Annotated in this window: 24 protein-coding genes; 13 read left to right on the plus strand and 11 right to left on the minus strand. The window is 72.2% G+C overall.

Going from position 1 to position 26,030, the window contains the following annotated elements; all coding sequences use genetic code 11:
* Positions 1 to 29 precede the first annotated feature (29 nt).
* Positions 30 to 1,622, plus strand: a complete 1,593-nt coding sequence (locus tag ACFYMM_RS12290) for an MDR family MFS transporter (RefSeq protein ID WP_388385757.1) — start codon at positions 30 to 32, stop codon at positions 1,620 to 1,622.
* A 329-nt stretch (positions 1,623 to 1,951) separates the two neighbouring features.
* On the opposite strand, the gene cseC is transcribed toward ACFYMM_RS12290, so the two are convergent.
* The 5 genes from cseC to ACFYMM_RS12315 form a co-directional block, all read right to left on the minus strand.
* Positions 1,952 to 3,292, minus strand: a complete 1,341-nt coding sequence (gene cseC, locus ACFYMM_RS12295; RefSeq protein WP_388385758.1) for a two-component system sensor histidine kinase CseC — start codon at positions 3,290 to 3,292, stop codon at positions 1,952 to 1,954.
* An 11-nt stretch (positions 3,293 to 3,303) separates the two neighbouring features.
* Positions 3,304 to 4,008, minus strand: a complete 705-nt coding sequence (gene cseB, locus ACFYMM_RS12300; protein ID WP_388385759.1) for a two-component system response regulator CseB — start codon at positions 4,006 to 4,008, stop codon at positions 3,304 to 3,306.
* A 38-nt stretch (positions 4,009 to 4,046) separates the two neighbouring features.
* The gene (locus ACFYMM_RS12305; RefSeq protein WP_388385760.1) at positions 4,047 to 4,697 is read right to left on the minus strand and encodes a hypothetical protein; all 651 of its coding nucleotides are present in this window, start codon (positions 4,695 to 4,697) and stop codon (positions 4,047 to 4,049) included.
* Positions 4,685 to 5,224: a SigE family RNA polymerase sigma factor gene (locus ACFYMM_RS12310; protein ID WP_388385761.1), complete on the minus strand. Its 540-nt coding sequence runs from the start codon at positions 5,222 to 5,224 to the stop codon at positions 4,685 to 4,687. The genes ACFYMM_RS12305 and ACFYMM_RS12310 overlap by 13 nt, the downstream gene beginning before the upstream one ends.
* A gap of 237 nt (positions 5,225 to 5,461) precedes the next feature.
* Positions 5,462 to 6,337, minus strand: a complete 876-nt coding sequence (locus tag ACFYMM_RS12315; protein ID WP_388385762.1) for an A/G-specific adenine glycosylase — start codon at positions 6,335 to 6,337, stop codon at positions 5,462 to 5,464.
* 205 nt (positions 6,338 to 6,542) lie between these two features.
* On the opposite strand from ACFYMM_RS12315, the gene ACFYMM_RS12320 reads away from it, so the two are divergent.
* Complete coding sequence (locus ACFYMM_RS12320; protein WP_388385763.1) at positions 6,543 to 7,379, plus strand: hypothetical protein; 837 nt, start codon at positions 6,543 to 6,545, stop codon at positions 7,377 to 7,379.
* A gap of 58 nt (positions 7,380 to 7,437) precedes the next feature.
* Here ACFYMM_RS12320 and disA read toward each other — a convergent pair whose 3' ends face one another.
* Both disA and radA read right to left on the minus strand, forming a co-directional pair.
* Positions 7,438 to 8,562 (minus strand): DNA integrity scanning diadenylate cyclase DisA, encoded by a 1,125-nt coding sequence (disA, locus tag ACFYMM_RS12325; protein WP_388385764.1) that lies wholly within the window; start codon positions 8,560 to 8,562, stop codon positions 7,438 to 7,440.
* A gap of 80 nt (positions 8,563 to 8,642) precedes the next feature.
* A complete protein-coding gene (gene radA / locus ACFYMM_RS12330) occupies positions 8,643 to 10,052 on the minus strand; it encodes a DNA repair protein RadA (RefSeq protein ID WP_388385765.1) in 1,410 nt (469 codons plus the stop codon).
* A gap of 197 nt (positions 10,053 to 10,249) precedes the next feature.
* Between radA and ACFYMM_RS12335 the strand changes: the two genes are divergently transcribed.
* The gene (locus tag ACFYMM_RS12335) at positions 10,250 to 11,950 is read left to right on the plus strand and encodes a hypothetical protein (protein WP_388385766.1); all 1,701 of its coding nucleotides are present in this window, start codon (positions 10,250 to 10,252) and stop codon (positions 11,948 to 11,950) included.
* A 241-nt stretch (positions 11,951 to 12,191) separates the two neighbouring features.
* On the opposite strand, the gene ACFYMM_RS12340 is transcribed toward ACFYMM_RS12335, so the two are convergent.
* Positions 12,192 to 13,058: a hypothetical protein gene (locus ACFYMM_RS12340; RefSeq protein WP_388385767.1), complete on the minus strand. Its 867-nt coding sequence runs from the start codon at positions 13,056 to 13,058 to the stop codon at positions 12,192 to 12,194.
* Between the two features lie 71 nt (positions 13,059 to 13,129).
* Between ACFYMM_RS12340 and ACFYMM_RS12345 the strand changes: the two genes are divergently transcribed.
* From ACFYMM_RS12345 to ilvD, 4 genes are all read left to right on the plus strand, one after another.
* On the plus strand, positions 13,130 to 14,059 hold the full coding sequence (locus ACFYMM_RS12345; protein WP_388385768.1) for a Ppx/GppA family phosphatase: 930 nt from the start codon (positions 13,130 to 13,132) through the stop codon (positions 14,057 to 14,059).
* 97 nt (positions 14,060 to 14,156) lie between these two features.
* Positions 14,157 to 14,969: a sugar phosphate isomerase/epimerase family protein gene (locus tag ACFYMM_RS12350; protein ID WP_388385769.1), complete on the plus strand. Its 813-nt coding sequence runs from the start codon at positions 14,157 to 14,159 to the stop codon at positions 14,967 to 14,969.
* A complete protein-coding gene (locus ACFYMM_RS12355; protein WP_388385770.1) occupies positions 14,966 to 15,610 on the plus strand; it encodes a TetR family transcriptional regulator in 645 nt (214 codons plus the stop codon). Before ACFYMM_RS12350 ends, ACFYMM_RS12355 begins: the two co-directional genes overlap by 4 nt.
* 102 nt (positions 15,611 to 15,712) lie before the next feature.
* A complete protein-coding gene (gene ilvD, locus ACFYMM_RS12360; protein ID WP_388385804.1) occupies positions 15,713 to 17,566 on the plus strand; it encodes a dihydroxy-acid dehydratase in 1,854 nt (617 codons plus the stop codon).
* A gap of 69 nt (positions 17,567 to 17,635) precedes the next feature.
* On the opposite strand, the gene ACFYMM_RS12365 is transcribed toward ilvD, so the two are convergent.
* The gene (locus ACFYMM_RS12365) at positions 17,636 to 19,837 is read right to left on the minus strand and encodes a PQQ-binding-like beta-propeller repeat protein (protein WP_388385771.1); all 2,202 of its coding nucleotides are present in this window, start codon (positions 19,835 to 19,837) and stop codon (positions 17,636 to 17,638) included.
* A gap of 147 nt (positions 19,838 to 19,984) precedes the next feature.
* On the opposite strand from ACFYMM_RS12365, the gene ACFYMM_RS12370 reads away from it, so the two are divergent.
* The 6 genes from ACFYMM_RS12370 (at position 19,985) to proC (ending at position 24,326) form a co-directional block, all read left to right on the plus strand.
* Positions 19,985 to 20,311: an SH3 domain-containing protein gene (locus ACFYMM_RS12370; RefSeq protein WP_388385772.1), complete on the plus strand. Its 327-nt coding sequence runs from the start codon at positions 19,985 to 19,987 to the stop codon at positions 20,309 to 20,311.
* A 43-nt stretch (positions 20,312 to 20,354) separates the two neighbouring features.
* Positions 20,355 to 20,870: an EamA/RhaT family transporter gene (locus ACFYMM_RS12375; protein WP_388385773.1), complete on the plus strand. Its 516-nt coding sequence runs from the start codon at positions 20,355 to 20,357 to the stop codon at positions 20,868 to 20,870.
* A 55-nt stretch (positions 20,871 to 20,925) separates the two neighbouring features.
* Positions 20,926 to 21,708 carry a class I SAM-dependent methyltransferase gene (locus ACFYMM_RS12380; RefSeq protein ID WP_388385774.1) on the plus strand — a complete coding sequence of 261 codons (783 nt, stop codon included), beginning with the start codon at positions 20,926 to 20,928 and terminating at the stop codon, positions 21,706 to 21,708.
* Between the two features lie 67 nt (positions 21,709 to 21,775).
* Entirely contained in the window at positions 21,776 to 22,621 is an 846-nt protein-coding gene (locus tag ACFYMM_RS12385; RefSeq protein WP_388385775.1) for an ABC transporter ATP-binding protein, read from the plus strand.
* The gene (locus tag ACFYMM_RS12390) at positions 22,618 to 23,394 is read left to right on the plus strand and encodes an ABC transporter permease (protein ID WP_388385776.1); all 777 of its coding nucleotides are present in this window, start codon (positions 22,618 to 22,620) and stop codon (positions 23,392 to 23,394) included. The genes ACFYMM_RS12385 and ACFYMM_RS12390 overlap by 4 nt, the downstream gene beginning before the upstream one ends.
* A 119-nt stretch (positions 23,395 to 23,513) precedes the next feature.
* Complete coding sequence (proC, locus tag ACFYMM_RS12395) at positions 23,514 to 24,326, plus strand: pyrroline-5-carboxylate reductase (protein ID WP_388385805.1); 813 nt, start codon at positions 23,514 to 23,516, stop codon at positions 24,324 to 24,326.
* Positions 24,327 to 24,342: 16 nt separating this feature from the next.
* Here proC and trpS read toward each other — a convergent pair whose 3' ends face one another.
* Entirely contained in the window at positions 24,343 to 25,368 is a 1,026-nt protein-coding gene (gene trpS, locus ACFYMM_RS12400) for a tryptophan--tRNA ligase (protein WP_388385777.1), read from the minus strand.
* A gap of 471 nt (positions 25,369 to 25,839) precedes the next feature.
* Positions 25,840 to 26,030, minus strand: a 191-nt coding sequence (locus tag ACFYMM_RS12405) for a hypothetical protein (RefSeq protein ID WP_388385778.1), incomplete at its 5' end; no start/stop codon positions are given.

Genomic DNA, 26,030 nt, shown 5'->3' on the forward strand with positions numbered 1-26,030 from the left:
AGTAGGAGCCGCCAGGGGGAGTGGGAGCAATGGCGGACACCAAGGCGGCGGCCGTACCGGGCCGGGCCCAAGAGGACCAGGCGGAGAAGAAACCGAGGAGCGTACGAGTCGTCCTGCTCGCGCTCATGATCGCGATGATGCTCGCGATGCTCGACAACATGATCGTGGGTACGGCCATGCCGACGATCGTCGGCGACCTGGGGGGCCTGGAGCACCTGTCCTGGGTGGTCACCGGGTACACGCTCGCGACCGCCGCGGCCACCCCGATCTGGGGCAAGCTCGGTGACATGTACGGGCGCAAGGGCGCCTTCCTCAGCTCGATCGTGATCTTCCTGGTCGGCTCCGCGCTGAGCGGCATGGCCCAGAACATGGGGCAGCTGATCGGGTTCCGGGCCGTTCAGGGGCTCGGTGCCGGCGGTCTGATGGTCGGTGTCATGGCGATCATCGGCGACCTCATACCGCCGCGCGAGCGCGGCAAGTACACGGGCATGATGGCCGGCGTCATGGCGCTCGCGATGATCGGCGGCCCGCTGGTCGGCGGCACCATCACCGACAACTGGGGCTGGCGCTGGTCCTTCTACATCAACCTGCCGCTGGGCGCCGTCGCGCTCGCGCTGGTCAGCGCGGTGCTGCACCTGCCGAAGAAGCGGTCCAAGGTCGGTATCGACTACCTCGGCGTCGTGCTGCTGACCGTCGGCATCACCTCGATCGTGCTGGTCACCACCTGGGGCGGCACCCAGTACTCGTGGACGTCCGCGCGGATCATGGAGCTGATCGGCATCGGCGTCGCCGCGCTGGTCGGGTTCGTCTTCTGGCAGACCAGGGCCGCCGAGCCGGTCCTGCCGCTGCACATCTTCCGCAGCCGCAACTTCACGCTGATGTCGGTCATCGGCTTCGTCACCGGCTTCGTGATGTTCGGCGCCACGCTCTTCCTGCCGCTGTACCAGCAGTCCGTGCAGGGCGCCTCCGCCACCAACTCCGGGCTGCTGCTCCTGCCGATGCTCGGCGCGATGCTGGTGACCTCGATGATCTCCGGGCGGGTCACCACCAGCACCGGGCGGTACAAGGCCTTCCCGATCGTCGGCGGCGCGCTGATGATCGTCGGTCTGTACCTGCTGTCGCTGATGGACACCGGGACCTCCCGGTTCACTTCCGGTGTGTACATGGCGGTGCTGGGCCTCGGCATGGGCTGCCTGATGCAGATCACCATGCTGGTCGCGCAGAACAGCGTGGAGATGAAGGACATGGGCGTCGCGTCCTCGTCCACCACCCTGTTCCGTACGCTCGGCTCCTCGTTCGGCGTCGCCATCATGGGCGCCCTGTTCAACCACCAGGTCCAGCACGTCATGTCCGAGCGGGCCGGCGCGCTGGGCTCCAAGGTGACCGAGAAGTCCGCCCAGCTGGACGCGGCCAGCCTGGCCAAGCTGCCGCAGGCGGCCCGGGAGGCGTACCAGCACGCGGTGTCCTCCGGTACGCACTCGGCCTTCCTGCTGGGCACGGTCGTCGCGGTGATCGTGCTGGCGGCGGCGGTGTTCGTGAAGGAGGTCCCGCTCCGGGGCGGCCCGCAGAAGCCCTCGCAGGACGGTGACGGGACGCCGCCGCCGGTGATCGAGGCGGTGTAGGTCCACCGCGGACCGGGACGGCGGAGTCCGCCCCGACCCGAACCGAAGGCCCCCGGCGGGTGTCCGCCCCGGGGGCCTTCACCGTCCCAGGTCCCTCACCGTCCCAGGTCCCTCACCGTCCCAGGCCCTTCACCGTCCCCGACGGCCTTCACCGTCCCCGGGGGCCTTCACCGTCCCCGGGGGCCTTCACCGTCCCCGGGGGCCCTTTACTGTCCCCGACGGCCTTCACCGTCCCCGGGGGCCCTTCACCGTCCCCGACGGCCTTCACCGTCCCAAGGGCCTCCTGACAGCCGGTCGAAGGCCGCCCCGCGCGACGGGGCGAAGCTCCCCTACGGCAGCATCGGATAGCTGCCCGTCGTGGTCGGGGCGTGTTCCGGGAGCCACAGGACCGCCACCGCGCCCTCCCCGGGGACGTGTTCCGGCACGCCCACGGGCCGTACGTTGCGGAAGGTCAGCCGGGCGCCCAGCACCCGGGCCTGGCCGGCCGCGATGGTCAGGCCCAGTCCGTGGCCCTGGCCCGCCCGGTCCTCGCTGCCGGTGCGGAACCGGCTCGGGCCCTCCGCCAGCAGCTTCTCGGGGAAGCCGGGGCCGTGGTCGCGGACCCGGATGACCCGGCCCTCGACGGTGACCTCGATCGGCGGCCGACCGTGCCGGGCGGCGTTGGCGAGCAGGTTGAACAGCACCCGCTCCAGCCGGCGCGGGTCGGTGGTCACCTCCGACTCGTGCACCACCCGCACGGTGATCTCGGGATCCTTGGCGGCCACCCGCCGGGCGACGAACTCGCCCAGCATGATGTCCTGCAGTTCCGCCCGCTCCGAGGCGCCGTCCAGCCGGGCCACCTCCAGGACGTCCTCGACCAGCGTGCGCATCGCCTTGGCCCGGTCCAGGACCAGCTCGGTGGGGCGGCCGGGCGGCAGCAGTTCGGCGGCCGTCAGCAGGCCCGTCACCGGCGTGCGCAGCTCGTGCGCGATGTCGGCGGTGACCCGCCGCTCGGCCTCCAGGCGCTGCTGGAGCGCGTCCGCCATGGCGTCCACAGCCCGCGCGAGATCGTCGGTCTCGTCCCGTACGACCCCGCCGATGGCCTCCCGCACCCGCACCTCGGTCTCGCCCCTGGCGACCCGGTTCGCCGCGACCGCCGCCTTGCGCAGCCGCCGCGACAGCTGGCCGCCGATGAGCACGCCCAGCGCGCTGCCACCGAGCACGACCGCGATCGAGCCGATGACCAGGGCCTGGTCGAGGTCCTTCATCACGTCCGAGCTGCGGCCGGTGAAGTGGGTGTGCAGGGACAGCACATGCCCGTCCTTCATCGGCACGGCCGCCCAGATGTCCGGCGCCTTCCCGCTCCGCTGGGTGACGAACGTCGCCCGGCGGCCGTGCTCGGTCTTCTCCCGCAGCGCCGTCGGCAGGTTCGGGTCGTCGATACGGGCGCCGGAGAAGTTCACCCGACGGGTCAGGATGTAGTTGCGCTGCGGGATCTGGAGCCGTTCGAGGGCCAGTTCCCGCGCGTTGTCCAGCATCGAGACCCGGGCGGCGTTGTGCACCACCAGGCTCAGCGCGATCGCCACCAGCGCGCCGACCATGGCGATCGCCGCGCTGAGCTTCCACCGGAGGCCCGTGCGCAGGCCCGCCGCCTCCACCCGTCTGACCGGGCGCCGAATGATCCCCCGCATGCCGGCCCCGCTCAGGCCTTCAGCTTGTAGCCGAAGCCGCGGACCGTCTCGATCCGGTCCTGGCCGATCTTCGTACGCAGCCGCTGCACATGGACGTCGACGACCCGGGTGTCCCCGCCCCAGCCGTAGTCCCACACGCGCTCCAGCAGCTTGTCGCGGGAGAGCACGGTGCCCGGCGCGGAGGAGAACTCCAGCAGCAGCCGCATCTCGGTCGGGGTCAGCGCCACCGGCTGCCCGGCCCTGCGTACCTCCATGCCCTCGGTGTCGATCTCCAGCTCGCCGAAGGTCAGCATGCCGCCGGCCACCGCCGCGTCGGACTCCTCCGGCTGCGCGGCCCCGCCGGCGTGCCCGAAGCGGCGCAGCACCGCCCGGATCCGGGCCACCAGCACGGCGCCGTCGAACGGCTTGGTCACATAGTCGTCGGCGCCCGCCTCCAGGCCCAGCACGACGTCGATGGAGTCGGCCCGCGCCGACAGCATGATCACGGGCACGGTCGACTCGTCGCGGATGCGCCGGCACAGGCTCACCCCGTCCAGACCCGGCACCATGACGTCCAGCAGCGCGATGTCGGGGCGGTTCGCCCGGAACGCCTCCAGGCCGGACAGCCCGTCGGGCATGGCGGTGACCGCGAAGCCGTCCCGTTCCAGGGCGAGTTGGGTGGCCTCGCGGATGACGTCGTCGTCCTCGACGAACAGGACGTGGGTCTGCTCTGCCATCCCGGTGCTCTCAGTCCTCGTGAATGCGGTGCGTAGGGTCAGTTTCCCGGCGCGTGACTCGCGCCGCCGACGGCGTTGCTGTAGTCGGTGTGGTGGAAGTCCTCCTGGACGAACCGTCCGGCGCTCCAGTTGTAGGTGATCACGTTCTCACCCGAGGGGCTCGACACCGGGTCGCCCTTCTCGTACACCTGCTTGGTCACCATCAGGTCGCCCCGGTCGATCTCCGCGTAGACCGGCGACTCCTCGTTCTTGAACACGTCCTCGTAGGAGCCGCTGGCGCTCCGGTACACGTACGAGCCGACCCCGACGGCGTCGCCGCAGGTCAGCACGTTGACGACGACGTCCTCCCGGGAGCCGTCGGTCAGGTTGCCGTAGGACACGTCCACCGGGTAGTCGTCGCCGGAGCACGGCTTGAGATCGCGCTTGACCGTGGCGGACACCTTCGGGTCGTTCTTCACCAGGGCCACGGCGTCCACCCGCCGGTAGGTGTCGGAGGGGGCGGCCGCCGGAGTGGCGGCGGACCCGGCCACCGCGTCGGAGTGCGCGGGGCCCTCGTCGCGGGCACCGGTGCCGCCGGTGGCGCAGGCGGACACCAAAAGCCCCAGGGCGACGAACACGACCGCCGCCGTGATCGCCGCCTGCAAGGTGACCTGAACCCGTGTGGGCTCCGTGCCGGTCAGGCCGCGCAACGCTCCCGCTCCTCACGCTCCAGCGCGCGTGCGTCCAGATCGCGGGCCTCCAGCTCCTCGCGGAGCCGGGCGAGCGCCCGGTGCAGCGTGCTCTTGACCGTTCCCGTCGACATGCCGAGGGCGGCGGCCGTCTCCTCCGTGGACATCTGCTCCCAGTGTCGCAGCACCACGACACTGCGCTGCTTCGGTGCCAGCACCTTCATGATGTCCATCAGCAGGGCCCGGTCGGCGTGCTGCTCGGTGGCGTCGTCCACGCACGCGTCCGGCAGCTGCTCGGTCGGGACCTCCTCCAGCTTGCGGGCACGCCACCACTCGGTGCGCGTGTTGATCATGACTCGGCGCAGGTAGGCGTCCGCGAGCCGCTTGTCCGCGATGCCCTCCCAGCGGCCGTACGTCCGAACCAGCGCCGTCTGCAGCAGGTCCTGGGCGTCGACCGGGTCCGGGACCAGCCGGCGGGCGCTGCGCAGCAGCGCGTCCTGCCGGGTGCGGACGTACTCCTCGAACTCGAGCACCTCTCCCTGCGCCATGATCAACCCTTCCGTTCCCCGTTTGTCCATCCGGCTCTCTCGTGCCGGATATGAAGCTACGGAGGTGTTGTCACGGCGTTGTCCGAGCCAGCCTGCGGCTAGCACTCGGCTGTCCGTCGGTTGTGTAACGGTCGTGAGATCTGGGTAAACAACCGCGGCAAATAACCCCGGTATGGGGTGATTTGGCACGGTAGGTGAACCGTAACCGAGGCCCGACCTCTGTGATGTGTCTGTGCGTCAGCTCAGCGGGAGCCGGTACAGACCGCCCGCGAGCGGCTCCACCAGACCGTCGGTGACGAGCCCGTCCAGGGCCCGGGCGCGCTGCACCGGCTCGTGCCACACCCCGTCCAGAACGGCCTGCGGCACGGGGGCGTGCGCCTCGCGCAGGACGGCGAGCAGCTTGCCCCGGACCTGGCGGTCGGTACCGGCGTAGGTCTGGCCCCGGCGCGGCGGCCCCTCGTGCTCCGGCTTGCCGGCCAGCCGCCAGGCGCACTGCGCGGCGATCGGGCACCGCGCACAGCCCTCGTTCTTCGCCGTGCACACCAGCGCGCCCAGCTCCATCGAGGCGGCGGCCCAGCGGGCGGCCGTCCGCTCGTCCTCGGGCAGCAACTCACGGGCCAACCTGCGCTCGGCGGCGGTGGTGGCGTTCGGCGGGTACCGCACGCCGGTGACGGCCCGGGCGAGGACGCGGCGGACGTTGGTGTCCAGGACCGGGTGCCGCTGCCCGTACGCGAAGGAGGCCACCGCGGCGGCCGTGTACTCCCCGATGCCGGGCAGCGCCAGCAACTGGGCGTGCTCGGTCGGTACGTCGCCGCCGTGCCGTTCCGTTATGGCGGCCGCGGCCGCGTGCAGGCGCAGGGCGCGACGCGGGTAGCCGAGCCGGCCCCAGGCGCGCACCGCCTCACCGGGGGGCTCCTGGGCGAGGTCGGCGGGGCGTGGCCAGCGGGCCAGCCACTGCTCGTAGACGGGCCGTACCCGGCTGACCGGAGTCTGCTGGAGCATGAACTCGCTGACCATCACGCCCCACGGCCCCGCCTCCGGGCGGCGCCAGGGCAGGTCACGGGCGTGGGCGTCGAACCAGGCGATCACGGGGGCGTGGAGCTTCTCAGTCATGGCTCTGCCGATCCTCCCACGGGTGGGCGGGGCGGCGGTCGCGCCGACGCGTGGGGCAGGCCCCGTGATCGCGGCGCCGGAACGTGTGCGGCGGATGAAGATCGGCTACGGCGGTGGCAGTTACCGGGATGATGATCCGGAAAAGTTGATGCACGGGCGGCGGGTGGGGCGAGCGAGCGGTGCGTTCTCTCGTACAGTTTGCGCCGTGGGATCTCTGCGCAATCCGGTCGGGCCGCTTCCCTCCTCCATCTACTGGCGTCGGAGGGCCGTCATGCTGTCCGTTCTCGCCCTGTTGGCGCTGGTGATCACCTGGCTCGCCACCTCGGGCGGCGGGGGCGGCAAGAAGGGCGCCGACGGGTCCAACGGAAAGAACCCCGTGTCCACGATCACCCCCGGGCCGTCCTCCAGCGGGCCCGCGATCAGCCAACACCCGGGCGGACGCGACGAGTCGAGCGGCGGGGGCGGCTCCGGCGGCGGCTCCGGGGGCGGCGACACGAGCGGCTCGGGCGGGTCCGGCGGCTCGGACGGTTCCGGCGGGTCGGGCGACGGCGGCTCCTCGGGGGCGGGCGGCGGCTCCGGTTCCGCTTCCGGCGGTACGGTCGTCGGTTCGGGCGACGCGCTGCCGGCCTCCTCCTCGCTGCCCGACTGCACGGCCTCGGCGGTCACGTTGAGCCTGCGCAGCGAGCGCAACTCCTACTCGCCGGACCAGACGCCGGCCTTCCAGCTCACCGCGAAGAACTCCTCGTCCACCGACTGCAAGGTCGATCTCGGCCCGAAGAACGCGGTGTTGACCATCACGACGGCGGACAGCAGCCACGCCTACTGGTCCTCCGCCGACTGCCCCAAGGGGGCCGGGAACCTGGTGTACCGGGTGCCCGCCGGCCAGGCCATCACCTACACCGTGAAGTGGGACCGCAAGCCGAGCGCCCCCCAGTGCGCGACGCCTCCGGCGGGCTCGGCCGCGGCGGGCACGTATCTGCTGCAGGCCAGGACACCCGGTTTCGCCCAGGCCCAGGCCTCGTTCGTGCTGTCGGCGGACTAGGCCCCGCCCCTGGGGCGTCCGGGCCGCGAGGCCGGTCGGCGGGCCGCCGGCCGGCGGGTCAGACGTACCGCTCCAGGATCGACGACTCCGCGAGCCTCGACAGGCCCTCGCGGACGCTGCGGGCCCGGGCCTCGCCCACGCCGTCCACCGTCTGCAGGTCGTCCACGCTCGCGGCGAGGAGCTTCTGCAGACCGCCGAAGTGGTCCACCAGCCGGTCGATGATCGCGCCGGGCAGCCGGGGGACCTTGGCCAGCAGACGGAAGCCCCGCGGCGAGACCGCGGAGTCGAGGGTCTCGGGCGAGCCCGTGTACCCCATGGCCCGTGCCACCGTGGACAGTTCGAGCAGTTCCGCGTGGCTGAGCGCGTCCAGCTCGGACAGCGCCTCCTCCACCGTGCGGGAACGCTTGGCGGTCGGCTCGGGCACGTAGTCCCGCACGACCAGCTCCCGTTCCGGCTCGACACCGGCGATCAACTCGTCCAGCTGGAGCGCCAGCAGCCGCCCGTCGGTGCCCAGTTCGACCACGTACTCGGCGATCTCGGTGGCGATACGGCGGACCATCTCCAGACGCTGGGAGACGGCGGAGACGTCCCGCACCGTCACCAGGTCCTCGATCTCCAGCGCCGACAGCGTGCCCGCGACCTCGTCCAGCCGCAGCTTGTACCGCTCCAGGGTGGCCAGCGCCTGGTTGGCGCGGGAGAGGATCGCGGCCGAGTCCTCCAGGACCCGGCGCTGCCCGTCCACGTACAGGGCGATCAGCCGCATGGACTGGGAGACCGAGACCACCGGGAAGCCGACCTGCTTGGAGACGCGGTCCGCCGTGCGGTGGCGGGTGCCCGTCTCCTCCGTCGGGATCGTCGGGTCCGGCACCAACTGCACGCCGGCGCGGAGGATCTTCGACAAATCGGAGGAGAGCACGATGCCGCCGTCCAGCTTGCACAGCTCCCGCAGACGCGTGGCGGTGAACTCGACATCCAGGACGAATCCACCCGTGCACATGGTCTCGACCGTCTTGTCGGAGCCGAGCACGATGAGCCCGCCGGTGTTGCCGCGCAGCACCCGCTCCAGGCCGTCACGCATCGCCGTACCGGGAGCCACGGCGCTCAGGGAGGCGCGCATGAGGCCATCGGCACCGGCACTCCCACCGGACTTTCCGGGAGCTCCTGCCCGGTCGTTGGCTGCCACTGCACTCCTCCGGTCGCAGGTTGTGGGCGCTGCCGTTTCCCGCACTCGGTTCGTACGGACGGGCGAGACCAGGGCAAAGTCTACCGGCGCTCCTCCGCGTCCCGTGGGGCCTCTCGGCGACGGGAGCGCGGAAGGACCCGGAGCGCGTCCCCTATGTCGGCGACTTCCACGACCTTCATCCCCGGCGGGACCTTGCCCGGATCGCCCGGTACGAGGGCGTGCGTGAAGCCCAGCCGGTGCGCCTCCGACAGCCTGCGCTGCACGCCCGTGACCCGTCTGACCTCGCCCGCGAGACCGACCTCGCCGATCGCGACGAGGTTCTTCGGCAGGGGGGTGTCACTGGCCGCCGAGGCCAGCGCGAGCGCCACGGCGAGGTCGGCGGCCGGCTCCGACAGCTTCACACCGCCGACCGTCGCGGAGTAGATGTCCCGCTTGCCGAGGGCGCTGATCCGCCCGCGCTGCTCCAGCACCGCGAGCATCATCGACACCCGGGAGGTCTCCAGGCCGGAGGTGGTCCGGCGCGGGGAGGGGATCTGCGAGTCGACGGTGAGCGCCTGCACCTCGGCCACCAGCGGGCGGCGGCCCTCCAGGGTGACCGTCAGACAGGTGCCCGGGACCGGTTCCGCGCGCCGGGTCAGGAAGAGCCCGCTCGGGTCGGCAAGGCCCGTGATGCCCTCGTCGTGCAGCTCGAAGCAGCCGACCTCGTCCGTCGCGCCGTACCGGTTCTTGACGCCGCGGACCAGGCGCAGGCGCGCGTGCCGGTCGCCCTCGAAGTGCAGGACGACGTCCACCAGGTGCTCCAGCAGGCGCGGGCCCGCGATCGCGCCGTCCTTGGTGACATGGCCCACCAGCAGCGTGGACATGCCGCGCTCCTTGGAGGCGCGGATCAGCGCCCCGGCGACCTCCCGGACCTGGGCCATGCCGCCGGGCGCCCCGTCGATCTCCGGGGAGGCCACCGTCTGCACCGAGTCCAGGATCAGCAGGGACGGCTTGACCGCGTCCAGATGGCCGAGGACGGCGGCCAGGTCGGTCTCCGCCGCCAGGTACAGGTGATCGTCGAGGGCCTTGATGCGGTCGGCGCGCAGCCGGACCTGGCTCGCCGACTCCTCGCCCGTCACGTACAAAGTGCGGTGCTCGTCGCTCGCCGACTTGGCCGCCACGTCCAGCAGCAGGGTGGACTTGCCCACACCGGGCTCGCCCGCGAGCAGCACGACCGCGCCGGGCACCAGACCGCCGCCGAGCACCCGGTCCAGCTCCGGCACGCCGGTCGTGCGGGCGGTGGCCTGCCGCCCGTCGACCTGCCCGATGGGCACCGCGGAGGAGGTGACGCGGCCCGGCGCGGTCGTCCGCACCGCGGGCGCGCCGTACTCCTCGACGGTCCCCCACGCCTGGCACTCGGGGCACCGGCCGAGCCACTTGGCCGTCTGCCAGCCGCACTCCGTGCAGCGGTAGGACGGGCGGTCCTTGGTGGTCTTGGTACGGGCAGCCATGCGGAAACCGTAGCCCCCGCCACTGACAGCGCCCTCGCGGACCACCTGCGGCGGCCCGGTACCGGCCCCGCCTCGGCGGGGCCGAGTTCCGGAAAACCGGTGCTCCTGTCCCCTTATGAGGGATCGTTTCACCCGTATGGATTAAAAGTGCTCAACGGGAGAGATGGGTGCATCCGCCGCCGCCTACGGTCGCACGGGTGATGAGCAGCAGTCCGGACACCTCGACCCGCAGCACGGCCGGCCACCGGGCCTACCGGGAGGCGCGCGACCGAGCCGCCGCGCACACGCTCGCCCAGCGGCTCCCGGCGCGCTACGAGCCGTATCTGGACGGCCTGTTCACCTACTGCCTGTCGGTCCTGTGCGACCACGACGCGGCCACCGCCGCCCTCGGGGAGGTCCTCGCCCTGGCCGAGCGGCGCGGCCAGCGGGTCCCGCAGGCGGCCGGCGACCGCAGGGCCTGGCTGTACGCGCTGGCCCGCTGGGCGTGTCTGCGCGGGCTGGCCGAGGCCAAGCAGAAACGTCAGGCCACCCACGCGGCGGGCCGCTCCGGCGGCGACCGGCAGGTGCCCGCTCGGCCCGTCGCCCCCGACGTCGAGGAGCGGCGGCAGCACGAACTGGCCCTGCTCGCCTGGCCGGAGGCGGCCGGCACCACCCCGGAACAGCGCGAGGCGCTGGAACTCGCCGTCCGTCACCATCTGGCCGCCCACGAGGTCGCCGCCGTCCTCGGCCTGGACCTCGCCGCCGCCCGCGAGCTGCTGGCCTCCGCCGCCTGCGAGGTCGAGCGCACGCGCGCGGCGCTCGCCGTGGTGGAGACCGGCGGCTGCCCGAGCGTGTCCCACCTCACCGGGGACAGCCGGCTGGTACTGAGCCCCGCCCTGCGCCGCGAACTGGTCCGGCACGTCGACGACTGCCCGCGCTGCCGCCGTACGGCCGAGCGCGTGGCCCCCGGCCGTTGGCCCGGCACCATGGTCACGCCCGCCGAGCTGCCCGTGCTGGAAGCTCCCCGCCCGGCCCTGCACACCTTCCTGACGCACCCGCCCCGCGCGCGGGGCCTCGCCGTACCCCGTTTCGACCGGCGCGGCTTCCCGATGGACCCCAAGGACCGCGCGGCCCGCCGCGACCGGATCCGCACGCGCGCGCTCACCACGACCGTCGTCGCCACCGTCGTCGCCGCTCCCGTGCTCGCACTGTGGGCCGCCTACCGGGGCGGGCCGGCCGTCGGGGAGGACAGCCGCGCGGCCACCGCGCCCGAGGCGCACGGACCCGACGGCCTCGGCGGCGCCCCGGCCGGCGGCTACGAGGACGCGGTCCACGCCGGCGTCGGCACCGGCGGCCCCTCCGCGGACGGCAGACCGGACGTCTCCGTGGAGGTCATCAGCGTCACCGGCGCCGGGACCCGGGGCCCGGGGCAGCTCGCGGTGTCCGCGCACAACAGCGGCGACACCACCCTCGTCACCCTCACCGCCGCCGGCCCGGCACCGGTGCGCTGGTCGGCTGCCACCTCGGCGCCCTGGCTCTACCTCAGCCGGTCCTCGGGAACCCTGCGCCCCGGCGAGACGTTCACGATCAAGGTGTACGTCGACCATCTGCGCGAGCCGTCCGGCCCCTGGAGCGCACGGGTGGCGATCTCCCCGGCCGGCACCGTCGTCTCCATCGACGGCTACGGCACCGCCCCGAGCCCTCCCTCGGCCCCGCCCTCCGCCCCGGCCCCGACCGGCACCCCGGACCCGACGCCCACGCCCTCCGCCCCCAGCGACCCCCCGTCCACCGAGCCGCCCTCACCCACCGACCCGACCCCCACGCCGACTCCCACCCCGACCGCCCCGAGCCCCTCCGACCCCGGCGGCCCGCCCCCGCCCCCCGGCGATGACGGCAGCCCGAGCCCGTCGAACAGTTAGTGCTGTGGCCGGAAAGGTTTGCCGAGAAGCTCGCGGCGTCCGGTGCTGGGGGCACCTCCCACGCCGTTCAGGCAGTGGGGGAGCATGGCAAGGCGGAGCGTCGCCCGCGTACCGGATGTACTCGGGTGATGCGACAACGCGGCGTGGGGGTACCCCCGGCCGAAGGCTGGGGGAGTGCCGTGCCGGGCGTCGCGAGCCGGTGAACCTTTCCGTTCACGGCACTAGCGCGGCCCCGGCCGCCTCAGTGGGCCGGACGCGTCGGATCCGCCGGATGCGGTGCCAGCAGCGGCAGCCGGGACGCCAGGCGCTCCTCGCACAGCTCCACCAGGCGGTCGTAGCCTGCCTTGCCCATCAGCTCGATCAGCTCCGCCCGGTACGAGACGTACACCGGGTCGCCCGCGCCGTGCGCCGAGGTCGCCGACGTGCACCACCAGTGCAGGTCGTGCCCGCCCGGACCCCAGCCCCGGCGGTCGTACTCACCGATCGACACCTGGAGCACCCGCGTGTCGTCGGGCCGGTCGATCCAGTCGAACGTCCGCCGCACGGGCAGCTGCCAGCACACGTCCGGCTTGGTCTCCAGCGGCTCGCGGCCCTCCTTCAGGGCCAGGATGTGCAGCGAACAGCCCGCTCCGCCCGGGAAGCCGGGACGGTTCTGGAAGATGCAGGAGCCCTGGTACGGGCGGGTCTGCCGGGAACCCTCCTCGTCCTCCGACACCCAGCCCGTCTTCATGCCCACGTCATGGTGCTGCCAGATGTCCGGCGTGAGCCTCGCCACGTGCCCGGCGACCCGCTTCTCGTCGTCCTCGTCGGAGAAGTGCGCGCCCAGCGAGCAGCACCCGTCGTCCGCGCGGCCCGCCTGGATGCCCTGGCAGCCGCTGCCGAAGACGCAGTTCCAACGAGAGGTCAGCCATGTCAGATCACACCGGAAGACCTGCTCGTCGTCCGCCGGATCAGGGAATTCCACCCACGCGCGCGCGAAGTCGAGCCCCTTCTCGTCCGCTGCCAGGGCCTTCTTGGACATCACCGCCGGCTCGGGTGGATTCACCTGCGAAGAACCGCCGGAGGATTTGGCGTCCTTGTGGTCCTTCGTCTTTTTCGTCTTTGGCACTCGTCCAGGGTAAGACGCCACAAGCCGCTCCGGGGACTGTCCGCGGCCCCGCTGGCAGTAGCGTTCCGTACATGAGACTCGGTGTCCTCGACGTGGGATCGAACACGGTGCATCTGCTGGTGGTGGACGCACACCCGGGCGCGCGCCCGCTGCCCGCGCACTCGCACAAGGCGGAACTGCGGCTGGCCGAACTCCTCGACGGGGACGGCGCGATCGGCCCCGAGGGGATCGGCAAACTGACCGGTGTCATCCAGGACGCCCTCCAGGCCGCCGAGGACAAGGGCGTCGAGGACCTGCTGCCCTTCGCGACCTCGGCCGTGCGCGAGGCCAGCAACGCCGACGACGTCCTCGCGCGCGTGCAGGCCGAGACCGGTGTCGAACTGCAGGTCCTCACCGGCGCGGAGGAGGCCCGGCTCACCTTCCTCGCCGTCCGCCGCTGGTTCGGCTGGTCCGCCGGGAAGCTGCTGGTCCTGGACATCGGCGGCGGCTCCCTGGAGATAGCCCACGGCATGGACGAGGAGCCGGACATGGCCGTCTCGCTGCCGCTCGGCGCCGGCCGCCTCACCGCCGGCTGGCTCCCCGGCGACCCGCCCGCCCCCGACGACATACGGGCCCTGCGCCGCCATGTCCGTACCGAGATCGCCCGCACGGTCGGCGAATTCAGCCGCTTCGGCGCCCCCGAGCGCGTGGTCGCCACCTCCAAGACCTTCAAGCAGCTGGCCCGCATCGCCGGCGCCGCCCGCAGCGCCGACGGCCTCTACACCCAGCGCGAACTCAAGCGCGAGTCCCTGGAGGCCTGGGTCCCCCGCCTGGCCGGGATGACGGCGGCCCAGCGCGCCGAACTTCCCGGAGTCTCGGACGGCCGGGCGGCCCAGCTCCTGGCCGGCGCGCTGGTGGCCGAGGGAGCGATGGACCTGTTCGGCGTGGAGAACCTGGAGGTCTGCCCCTGGGCCCTGCGGGAAGGCGTCATCCTGCGGCGGCTGGACCACATGGGGTCCTGATGGGCCCCTGGACGCACCCCGATGGGCGAATGGCGAACATCACAACGGCGAACAGGCACCCAACACCCTCACCACTCAACCCCGTAAGGTGACGGACGTGGCTGAACCAAGGGACACGACCGTCGCGCTGTCTACGGCCTCCGTCTACCCCGAGTCGACGGCGACGGCCTTCGAGATCGCGGCGCGCCTCGGATACGACGGCGTCGAGGTCATGGTGTGGACCGACCCCGTCAGCCAGGACATCGACGCCCTGCGCAGACTCAGCGACTACCACCAGATCCCGATACTGGCCGTGCACGCGCCCTGTCTGCTGATCACCCAGCGGGTGTGGTCCACCGACCCCTGGGTCAAGCTCCAGCGCGCCCGCGCCGCGGCCGAGAAGCTCGGCGCCTCCACGGTGGTCGTCCACCCGCCCTTCCGCTGGCAGCGGCAGTACGCCCGGGACTTCGTCACGGGGATCTGGCGGATGGCGAACGAGACGGACGTGCGGTTCGCCGTCGAGAACATGTACCCCTGGCGCTACCGCGACCGGGAGATGCTGGCGTACGCCCCGGACTGGGACGTCACCAAGGACGACTACCGGCACTTCACGATCGACCTCAGCCATACGGCGACGGCCCGCACGGACGCCCTCCAGATGATCGACCGCATGGGCGACCGCCTCGGCCACGTCCACCTCGCCGACGGCAAGGGGTCGGCCAAGGACGAGCACCTGGTCCCCGGCCGGGGCAGCCAGCCCTGCGCCGAACTGCTGGAGCGCCTCACCCGCACCGGCTTCGACGGCCACGTCGTCATCGAGGTCAACACGCGGCGCGCCATGTCCGGCGCCGAACGCGAGGCCGACCTCGCCGAGGCCCTGGCCTTCACCCGCCTGCACCTGGACACGGCGCTGAGGGTCCCCCGCCGATGACCGCCCGCTCCCCCCGGAACCCCGCCCCGGCCCCGGCCCCCGCCAGCTCCTCCCGCCGTCGAGGCCGCCCGCCGCGGGGCGAGTCCGCCGACACGCGTGACCGGATTCTGGCCGCGGCCCGCGAGGAGTTCTCCGAGCGTGGGTACGACAAGACCTCCGTGCGCGGTATCGCAAAGACCGCCGGGGTCGACTCCGCGCTGGTCCACCACTACTTCGGCACCAAGGAGCAGGTCTTCGCCGCGGCCGTGGAGGTCGCCTTCGGGCCCGCGCTCAACGCGCCCGAAGCCGTCGCCGAGGGCCCCCTGGACGGCGTGGGCGAACGCCTCGCCCGCTTCGTCCTCGGAGTCTGGGAGAACCCGGTGACCCGGGCCCCGCTGCTGGCCATCCTGCGTTCCGCGGTGAACAACGAGACCGCCGCCGGCGTCTTCCGCCGCCTGGTCGCCTCCCAGCTGCTGCGCCGCGTCGCCGAGCAGCTGGACGCGCCCGACCGCGAGCTGCGCGTCGAGCTGGCGGCCGCGCAGCTGGTCGGGTGCGCGATGATGCGGTACGTGATCAAGCTGGAGCCGCTGGCCTCGGCGGACCTGGAGCAGATCGTGGCTCGGGTCGCCCCGGTGGTGCAGGGGCATCTGACCGGCCCCTGAGTACGAGACATGCAGTCCCGTATTCCGGACAGCCTGTCCCGCTTCCTGGATGACCGGCGTACGCTCGACAGCAGCCACAACTGTCTGAAGGAGCGAGCGACGATGCCCGAGCTGAGGTCCCGCACAGTCACCCACGGCCGCAACATGGCGGGCGCCCGCGCCCTTATGCGCGCCTCCGGTGTACCCGGTGCGGACATCGGCCGGAAGCCGATCATCGCGGTGGCGAACAGCTTCACCGAGTTCGTGCCCGGTCACACGCACCTGCAGCCGGTCGGCCGGATCGTCAGCGAGGCCGTCCGGGAGGCCGGCGGCATCCCGCGCGAGTTCAACACGATCGCCGTCGACGACGGCATCGCGATGGGCCACGGCGGCATGCTCTACTCCCTGCCCTCCCGCGACCTGATCGCGGACAGCGTGGAGTACATGGTCGAGGCGCACTGCGCCGACGCCCTGGTCTGCATCTCCAACTGCGACAAGATCACCCCGGGCATGCTGATGGCCGCCCTGCGCCTGAACATCCCGACGGTCTTCGTCTCCGGCGGCCCGATGGAGGCCGGCCGTGCCACGCTCGTCGACGGCACCGTCCGCACCCTCGACCTGGTCGACGCGATCTCCGACGCCGTGAACGACAAGATCTCGGACGAGGACATCCTCCGTATCGAGGAGAACGCCTGTCCGACCTGCGGTTCCTGTTCCGGCATGTTCACCGCCAACTCGATGAACTGCCTGACCGAGGCCATCGGTCTCTCCCTGCCCGGCAACGGCTCGGTCCTGGCCACCCACACGGCCCGCAAGCAGCTGTACGTCGACGCGGCGCGCACGGTCATGGACGTCACCCGCCGCTACTACGAGCAGGACGACGACACGGTCCTGCCCCGCAGCATCGCCACCTTCGCGGCGTTCGAGAACGCGATGGCCCTGGACATCGCGATGGGCGGCTCCACGAACACGATCCTGCACCTGCTGGCCGCCGCCCAGGAGGCGGGCGTCCCGTTCGGCCTGGAGGAGATCGACGCGGTCTCGCGCCGCGTCCCCTGCCTGGCGAAGGTCGCCCCGAACGTCGCGAAGAGCCGCACGTACTACATGGAGGACGTGCACCGCGCCGGCGGCATCCCCGCCCTCCTCGGCGAGCTGCACCGCGCGGGCCTGCTCAACGAGGACGTGCACGCGGTCCACAGCCCGTCCCTGGCGGACTGGCTGAAGACCTGGGACGTGCGCGGCGGCTCGCCCTCCGCCCAGGCGGTGGAGCTGTGGCACGCGGCGCCCGGCTGTGTCCGCTCGGCCGAGGCCTTCTCCCAGTCCGAGCGCTGGGAGGCGCTGGACGAGGACGCGGCCGACGGCTGCATCCGCTCCGCCGAGCACGCGTACTCCAAGGACGGCGGCCTGGCGGTGCTCCGGGGCAACCTCGCGGTCGACGGCTGCGTGGTCAAGACGGCCGGCGTGGACGAGTCGATCTGGACGTTCGAGGGTCCCGCGGTGGTCTGCGAGTCGCAGGAGGAGGCCGTCGAGAAGATCCTCAACAAGCGGATCACCCACGGCGACGTCGTCGTCATCCGCTACGAGGGTCCCAAGGGCGGCCCGGGCATGCAGGAGATGCTCTACCCCACGTCCTTCCTCAAGGGCCGGGGCCTGGGCAAGACCTGCGCGCTGATCACCGACGGCCGTTTCTCCGGCGGCACGTCGGGCCTGTCCATCGGCCATGCCTCCCCGGAGGCGGCCTCGGGCGGCACGATCGCCCTCGTCGAGGACGGCGACCGCATCCGCATCGACATCCCGAACCGCACCATCGAACTGCTGGTCTCCGACGAGGAGCTGGCCCGCCGCGAGCAGGCCCTGGACGGCGTCTACGCCCCGCAGGGCCGCGAGCGCAAGGTGTCGGCGGCGCTGCGCGCCTACGCGGCGATGGCGACCAGCGCCGACAAGGGCGCCGTCCGGGACGTCAGCAAGCTGGCCTGACCCGCACGACAAGGCGAACGGGGCCGTCCTTCGCGCGAGGGCGGCCCCGTTCGTACGCCACCGCGGGCGTCACCACGTCCCCGGGGAGCGCGCGTCGACGGCGAACACCGTGCCGTCGGGGGCGGTGGCGTAGACCCGGTGCTCGGCGAGCACGGGCTCGGGCGGTGCGGCCACGACCCCCGTCGCATGCGTGCCCAGCCGTGCGGGCGTCTGCCCGACGAGGGTGCCGTCGTGCGCGTCCACGGCGAGGAGCCTTCCGTCGCCCGCCGTGAAGTACACGTACCGGCCATCGGTGACCGGCGCCGAACCACGGCTCACCGAGGTCTCCAGACGCCACAGCGGCTTGCGCGTCCCCAGGTCGACGGCCTGGAGCAGACCGCCGGCGGCCAACAGGTAGGCGGTGTCGCCCCGCACCACACCCTGGGCGCCGTCGAGACCCACCGGCAGCGCCACCCGCAGCGTCGACCGGGACGCGGCGGTGTACCGGACGACCGCGTTCGTGTACCCGTACACCCTGTCGACGGACAGGAAACAGACCGAGCCGCCCCCGGCGTCCAGGGGTTTCAGCACTCCCGCCAGCCGGGCCTCCCACCGCACGGCACCCGTACCCGGGTCCACGGCCGTCACCAGCGTGCTCGACCCGTCGCCGGACGTGCTCGTCGCGTACGCCAGCGGGTCACCGGCGAAGGCGGCGAAGAACGGCCTGGCCTGGCCGCCGATCCGGTGGCTCCACTTCGTCCGGCCCGTCGCGCCGTCCACGCCGGTCACGGTGCCGTCGGCAGCGGTCAGCAGGGCCACGTCCCCGGCGTACCGGACCGTCGTGTCCGTCGGCAGGCCACGCTTCCAGACCTCGTCGCCGGAGTCGGGCCTGAGCGCCGCCAGGCGTGAGCCACCGTTCGTGTACGGCTGCACCAGACCGCCCGAGGCGACCGGCGGCAGGTCGGCCGACCGAGCGGCGACCGCGTGCCGCCACACCAGCGTGCCGTCGGCGGGGGAGAGGGCGTAGACCACCCCCGGGCGCGCGCAGAGCAACTTCCCTTCGGCGTACGAGCATTGGGGCATCCCGGCGCCGCCGGGCGCGGTCGCCGCCTCCCACGGGCCGAAGGCGGCGGCCTGGGTACGGGAACCCTGCTTCGCCGGAACGGGGTCCCCGCCGACACCCAACAACTGGACCGCGGCCAGCGCCCCGGCAAGCACGGCGGCCAGCGCCCCCGCCCCCACGGCCACCTTGCGGCCCGCCCGCCTCCCGGCCCGCGGCTCCGGCTCCCCGGCGACCGGCACAGACTCCCGACCGGTCTCCGGATTGGCCTCCGAAGCCGTCCCGGAGCCCTTCCCGGAGCCCGCCCCAGAACCCGTCCCCCCGCCGGCCTCCGAATCCGCCCCCGGTTCCGTCCCGTCGTCCCACGCCCGCTGTGCCGGTATGAACGCCTGCGTCTCGTACGAGGCCGCCACCGACCGCAGCTCGCGCATCAACTCGTCCGGCGTGGGCCGGTCCTCCGGCTCCTTGGCCAGGCAGCGCAGCACCAGCGGCGCGAGGTTCTCCGGTACGCCGGTCAGGTCCGGCTCGTCGTGCACGACCTGGTACGCCACCACGTAGGGGCTGTCGGAGTCGAACGGCCCCCGCCCGGTCGCCGCGTGCACCAGCACCGACCCGAGCGCGAAGATGTCGGCGGCGGGCCCCACCTCCCGCGGCCGCCGGAACTGCTCCGGTGCCATGAACGGCGGCGTTCCTATCAACTTCCCGGTCTCGGTGTGCAGTTCGCTGTCCTTCGGCCGGGAGATGCCGAAGTCGATGACCTTCGGACCGTCCTCGGCGAGCAGCACGTTGCTCGGCTTCAGATCGCGGTGCACGACCCCGACCCGGTGGATGTCGCGCAACGCCTCCGCGAGTCCGGCCATCAGCCGCCGCAACTGCGCCGGCGCCATCGGCCCGTTCCGCTTCACGTGCTCGGAAAGGGTCGGCCCGGGAATGAACAGGGTGGCCATCCAGGGCCGTTCGGCCTCCGGATCCGCGTCCACGACGGGCGCCGTGAAGGCACCGCTCACCCGCCGGGCGGCGGCCACCTCCTGCCGGAAACGGCCCCGGAACTCGGCGTCCTCCGCGAACGCCGCGTGCACGACCTTCACCGCGAGCTTCAGCCCCGAAGTGCTGCGGGCCAGATGGACGATGCCCATCCCGCCCGAGCCCAGACAGGACTCCAGGCGGTAGTGGCCGGCGTACTCGGGAAGTTCCGCTTCCGCGCCCGCTCCGGTATTGCGCTGTGGCGCCATGCATGACCCCCGTGCTGTTCGTCCGCGCGCGCGACGCACGGAGCCTAGTCGATGACTCGTACGAGACGGAGGCGGCTTGCTAGCGTTCGCGTGCGAGTCGCGCACAGGTGTTCCGTGGCTCGATCCATACCGAGGGGGGAGTCCTGTATGTCCGTCGAACAGGTAGCGGAGGCCGAGGGCACCGACGGGGGCGAGGCGGTGACGGTCACGGCCGACACCACGGCCGTTCGCTACTACTCGGTCGCCCCGGGCGTCCGCCTCAACGTCCGCAGCGGCCCGGGCACCGGCTACAACATCGTCCGCGTCCTGGTGGAGGGCGCGAAGGTGCCGATCTACTGCCAGGCACCCGGTACCACGGTGACGGGCCCGTACGGCACGTCGAACATCTGGGACAACATCGACAACGGCGAGTACGTCTCCGACGCCTACGTGCACACCGGCAGCGACGGCTACATCGCCGCCCGCTGCGGCTGACCCCGTCAGGAGCCCGCGGTCACCCCGGCGCCATAATCGTCCCGTGAGCGACGAACCCGGCACCCCGGACACCCCCGCGGGCTCCACCGGCGGCCGGCCGAGCGGCCCCCGCCCCGAGCCCCTCCGTTTCTTCGGCACCTCCTGGGTGGACCACGACAACGGCTACGCCGGCCGTCGTGCGGCCGTCAGCGCCGGCTCCCTGGCCGCCGCCGTCGCCTCATGCCTGGTGCTGCGCTTCGCCTACCAGGGCCTGAGGATCGCCAACACCGGCTCCTTCGTGACCGTCCTGGTCGTCGCCATGTTCGCGATCTGCAGCGCGCTCGCCTTCCGCAACACCTGGGACGGCTTCGGCAAGCGCCCCGACCCCGACCGCCAGGCCTCCCTGCGCGGCCTGCTGGCCATCGGCTTCGTCGGCTCGCTCCTCGCCTACTTCGTCCGCTCCCTCACCGAGGCCCCGGGGGAGGGGCTCCACCGCCAGGAGTACGACACCGCCCGCGCCGAACACGAACGCCGCACCACCCGCCGCACCGGCAACCCCTCCAAGAAGCGCCGCCGTTAGAACCGGTCAGGGAAAGAAGTCGCCACCGCGGCGACACGCCCGCCAGCATGACCGTATGACCACAACCCCCTCGCCGTCCTCGCCGTCCTCCCGGGCCCACTCCTTCAACACCGCCGCCGCCCAGTACGCCGCCAACCGCCCCTCCTACCCGCCCGCCCTGTTCGACACCGTCGAGGAACTCGCAGCCCGCCCCCTCGCCGGCGCCAGGGTCGTCGACGTCGGCGCGGGCACCGGCATCGCGACCTCCCTGCTGCACGCCCGCGGCGCCGACGTGCTCGCGGTGGAACCCGGCGACGGCATGGCGGCCCAGTTCCGCGGCACCCTCCCCGGCATCCCGGTCGTCCGGGGCGACGGCAACGCCCTCCCGCTCGCCACCGCCTCCGCCGACTTCCTCACCTACGCCCAGGCCTGGCACTGGACCGAGCCGGCGCGGTCGGTGCCGGAGGCGCTGCGCGTGCTGCGCCCGGGCGGCGCGCTGGCCCTGTGGTGGAACACCAGCGCCCTCGACATCGAGTGGATCGCCGAGGCCGCCGACCGCAGTGGCCGCTTCCTCGGGGGCGGTCCCGCCGCCGACAGACGTGACGCCAAGGAGCGCACGGACCGCGCCGACCCCTCCGGCCGCCTCGCCTTCACCCGCCGTACGGTCCGCTGGAGCCGCCGCGTCCCGCTCGACACCCACCTGGCCAACATCGGCAGCCGCTCGGCCTTCCTCGTCCTCCCCGAGGCGGAGGCGACCTCCTTCCTGGACGCCGAACGCGCCCACCTGCTGAAGGTCTTCCCCGACGGCATCGTGGAGGAGACCTACGACGTCCTGCTGCTCGTCGCGCTCCACAACTGAACCCACCGGCAGGTCCCATGGGCGCCCTCACTTGACGGGCCCAGGCCCCCGGAGCATTATTCATCATGTGATGAATTACTCTTCCGGGCCCTCGCCCGCGCCCGCGGGGCCGACCGGGCCGGGCGCACCCGACATGTCCGACGCGCCCGACGAACCCGCCGTACAGGCCACCGGACTCACCGTCGTACGCGGCCCCCGCACCGTTCTCAAAGGCCTCGACTTCAGCGTCCCGCGTGGCCGGATCACCGGACTGCTCGGCCCCTCCGGATGCGGCAAGTCGACCCTGATGCGTGCCGTCGTCGGCACCCAGGCCAGGGTCACCGGCACCCTGGACGTCCTCGGACACCCCGCCGGCGACGCAACCCTCCGCAGCCGCATCGGCTACGTCACCCAGGCCCCCTCCGTCTACGACGACCTGACCGTCCGCCAGAACCTCGACTACTTCGCCGCCGTCCTCGACCCGGGCCGCGCCGCAGCCGACCGCCGCCGGGCAGCCGTCACCCAGGCCATCGCCGACGTCGACCTCACCAGCCACGCCGACAGCCTCGCCGGCAACCTCTCCGGCGGTCAGCGCAACCGCGTCTCCCTCGCCGTCGCCCTCCTCGGCACCCCCGAACTCCTGGTCCTCGACGAGCCGACCGTCGGCCTCGACCCGGTACTGCGCCGAGACCTGTGGCACCTCTTCCACGACATCGCCGCCACCCGGGGCGCCACTCTCCTCGTCTCCTCCCACGTCATGGACGAGGCCGAACGCTGCCACCGCCTCCTCCTCATGCGCGACGGCCGGATCCTCGCCGACGACACCCCAGACGCCCTGCGCACCCGCACCGGCTCCCCGACCGTCGAGGCCGCCTTCCTGCACCTGGTCGACGAGGCGACCGCCGCGGCCCGCACCAAGGAGACAGCCCGATGACCGCCACGACCCCCACCGCACCCCGGGCCGGCGCCCTCGACGCCTCCCGCACCACCGCCACCGCGGCCCGCGTCCTGCGCCAGCTCCGCCACGACCCGCGCACCATCGCCCTGATGCTCCTGGTCCCCTGCGTGATGCTGGTCCTGCTGCGCTACGTCTTCGACGGCAGCCCGCACACCTTCGACGACATCGGCGCCTCCCTCCTCGGCATCTTCCCGCTGATCACGATGTTCCTGGTCACCTCCATCGCCACCCTGCGCGAACGCACCTCGGGCACCCTCGAACGCCTCCTCGCCATGCCCCTCGGCAAAGCCGACCTCATCGCCGGCTACGCCCTCGCCTTCGGCACCGTCGCGATCATCCAGTCGGCCCTGGCCACCGGCCTGTCGGTATGGGTCCTGGGCCTGGACGTGACGGGTTCCCCCTGGCTCCTGCTCCTGGTCGCCCTCCTCGACGCCCTGCTCGGCACCGCCCTCGGCCTCTTCGTCTCGGCCTTCGCCGCCTCCGAATTCCAGGCGGTCCAGTTCATGCCGGCGGTGATCTTCCCCCAGCTCCTCCTCTGCGGCCTGTTCGCCCCGCGCTCCACCATGCACCCCGCCCTCGCGGCCATCTCCGACGTCCTGCCCATGTCCTACGCGGTGGACGGCATGAACCAGGTCCTCCACCACCCGGACATGACAGCGACCTTCGTCCGGGACGTACTGATCGTGGCAGGCTGTGCGCTGCTGGTCCTCGGCCTGGGGGCGGCCACCCTGCGCCGCCGCACCCGGTAGGCGACCCCGGGACCGCGGCCGACGGCGAACGTCCGCCCACCGGACAACGCCCCCGCCCACCACCCCCCGGTGCGAGGATGAACGAGGACGACGCCAAACCCCCGGAGGGCACCCGCACCATGAGCCAGAAAGTCGCAGTCCTCGGCACCGGCAAGATCGGCGAAGCCCTGCTCAGCGGAATGATCCGAGCCGGCTGGGCCCCCGCCGACCTCCTCGTCACCGCCCGCCGCCCCGAACGCGCCGAAGAACTCCGCGCCCGCCACGGAGTCACCCCGGTCACCAACCCCGAGGCGGCCAAGGCCGCGGACACCCTGATCCTCACGGTCAAGCCGCAGGACATGGGCACCCTCCTCGACGAACTCGCCCCGCACCTTCCCGCCGACCGCCTGGTCATCAGCGGCGCCGCCGGCATCCCCACCTCCTTCTTCGAAGACCGCCTGGCCACCGGCACCCCGGTCGTCCGCGTCATGACGAACACCCCCGCCCTCGTCGACGAGGCCATGTCCGTCATCTCCGCCGGCACCCACGCCACCGCCGAACACCTCGCCCACGCCGAGGAGATCTTCGGCGCCGTCGGCAAGACCCTCCGCGTCCCCGAGTCCCAGCAGGACGCCTGCACCGCCCTCTCCGGCTCCGGCCCGGCCTACTTCTTCTACCTGGTCGAGGCCATGACGGACGCCGGCATCCTGCTGGGCCTGCCCCGCGACAAGGCCCACGACCTGATCGTCCAGTCCGCGATCGGCGCCGCGACGATGCTCCGCGACAGCGGCGAGCACCCGGTCAGGCTCCGTGAGAACGTCACGTCCCCCGCGGGCACCACCATCAGCGCCATCCGCGAACTGGAGAACCACGGCGTACGGGCCGCCCTCATCGCCGCCCTCGAAGCCGCCCGCGACCGCAGCCGCGAACTCGCCTCCGGCAAGAAGGACTGACGGCGGGCCCCCGCACCTACCGGGCGGCGCTCAACGCGGGCTCCGCCACGGGCGGCAGCAGCCCGATCGCCCTGTATGCGGTATCGACCGTCGGCCGGGCCATCGCCCGAGCCTTCTCCGCACCATCCCGCAGCACCCCCTCCACATACCCGGGATCCGCGCACAGTTCCTTGTGCCTGGCCCGCACGGGCCTGAGAACCTCGAGGACAGCGTCCGCGACGTCCTTCTTCAAAGCGCCGTACGACTCGTAAACGGATCCCAGCGCCTCCGGGTTCCCGCCCGTGCACGCCGCGAGGATCTCCAACAGGTTGGCGACACCGGGCCGTTCCTCCCGGTCGTACGCCACCTCCCGCCCGCTGTCGGTCACGGCCCGCATGACCTTTCTGCGCACCGCCTCCGGCTCGTCCAGCAGATAGACGATCCCCGGCCCCGAGTCGTCCGACTTCCCCATCTTCGACGTCGGGTCCTGCAGGTTCATCACCCGCGCCGCCACCTCGGGGCGGGTCACCTTCGGCACCACGAACGTGTGTCCGTACCGCTGGTTGAACCGCACCGCCAGATCCCGCGCCAGCTCCACGTGCTGCGCCTGGTCGTCGCCCACCGGAACCTCGTCGGCCCCGAACGCCAGGATGTCCGCGGCCATCAGCACCGGATAGGTCAGCAACGACAGCCGCACGCTCCCGCCCCGCGCCCGCTCCCGTACGGCCTTCTCCTTGTACTGGATCATCCGCCGCATCTCACCGTCGGTCGCCACGCACTCCAGCAGGTACGACAGCCGCGCGTGCTCGTCGACATGACTCTGCACGTACATGGTGCACAACCGCGGATCGAGTCCCGTCGCCAGCAACAGCGTGGCGGCCTGCCTGCTGAGCCGGCGCACCCGCGCGGGATCGTGGTCCACGGTCAGCGCGTGCAGGTCGACGATGCAGAACACCGATTCGGCCCGGTGCTGGTCCACCTCGGCCCAGCGCCGCATGGCCCCCAGGTAGTTCCCCAGCGTCAGGTGCCCGGTCGGCTTGACCCCGCTGAAAACCCGTGTCATCTCCACTCCACCTCCTGGTCGAGGCCGCCGTCCCGGCCGGCCGACCCTCAGAGCCCCTGGAGGGAGATACGAGAACGGCCGCCGAGGCGGCGGCCGTTGAACGCATACGTGAGCGCGGCCGCCGTCAGGCGGCCCGCCACTGCTGGTTGCACGTACGCGTAGTCATGCCGCCACAGTACGCCTCCGGAGAGCTCCAGGGGGAGAGTTGACACACCCCGGACAGATCCGTAAGGTACTCCGAGTTGTCCGACGTGAGCGCCGACTCCGGTCGGTCCCCGGACAGCCATTCCGCAAGTACGAACCCTCTGCCGACGATCCTTCGTCGTGTTGTTGTGGTGCGCCCATTTACGGAATGAGGAATCCGCGTTCGAAAGGACGCAGGCCCCGATTAGCTCGGGGGTCGGGAATCCGCTAAAGTCTCACTCGTCGGAACGGCCCGAGGCCGGGAAGACACCTCCCGCTGACTGGGAATCAGACGCCGAAAGGATCTGATAGAGTCGGAACCGCCGGAAAGGGAAACGCGAGAGCGAAAACCTGGAAAGCACCGAGGAAATCGGGTCGAGAAAAGATCTGATAGAGTCGGAAACGCAAGACCGAAGGGAAGCCCGGAGGAAAGCCCGAGAGGGTGAGTACAAAGGAAGCGACCGTTCCTTGAGAACTCA

The organism is Streptomyces sp. NPDC006739 (genome assembly GCF_042869815.1).
Lineage (GTDB): Bacteria > Actinomycetota > Actinomycetes > Streptomycetales > Streptomycetaceae > Streptomyces.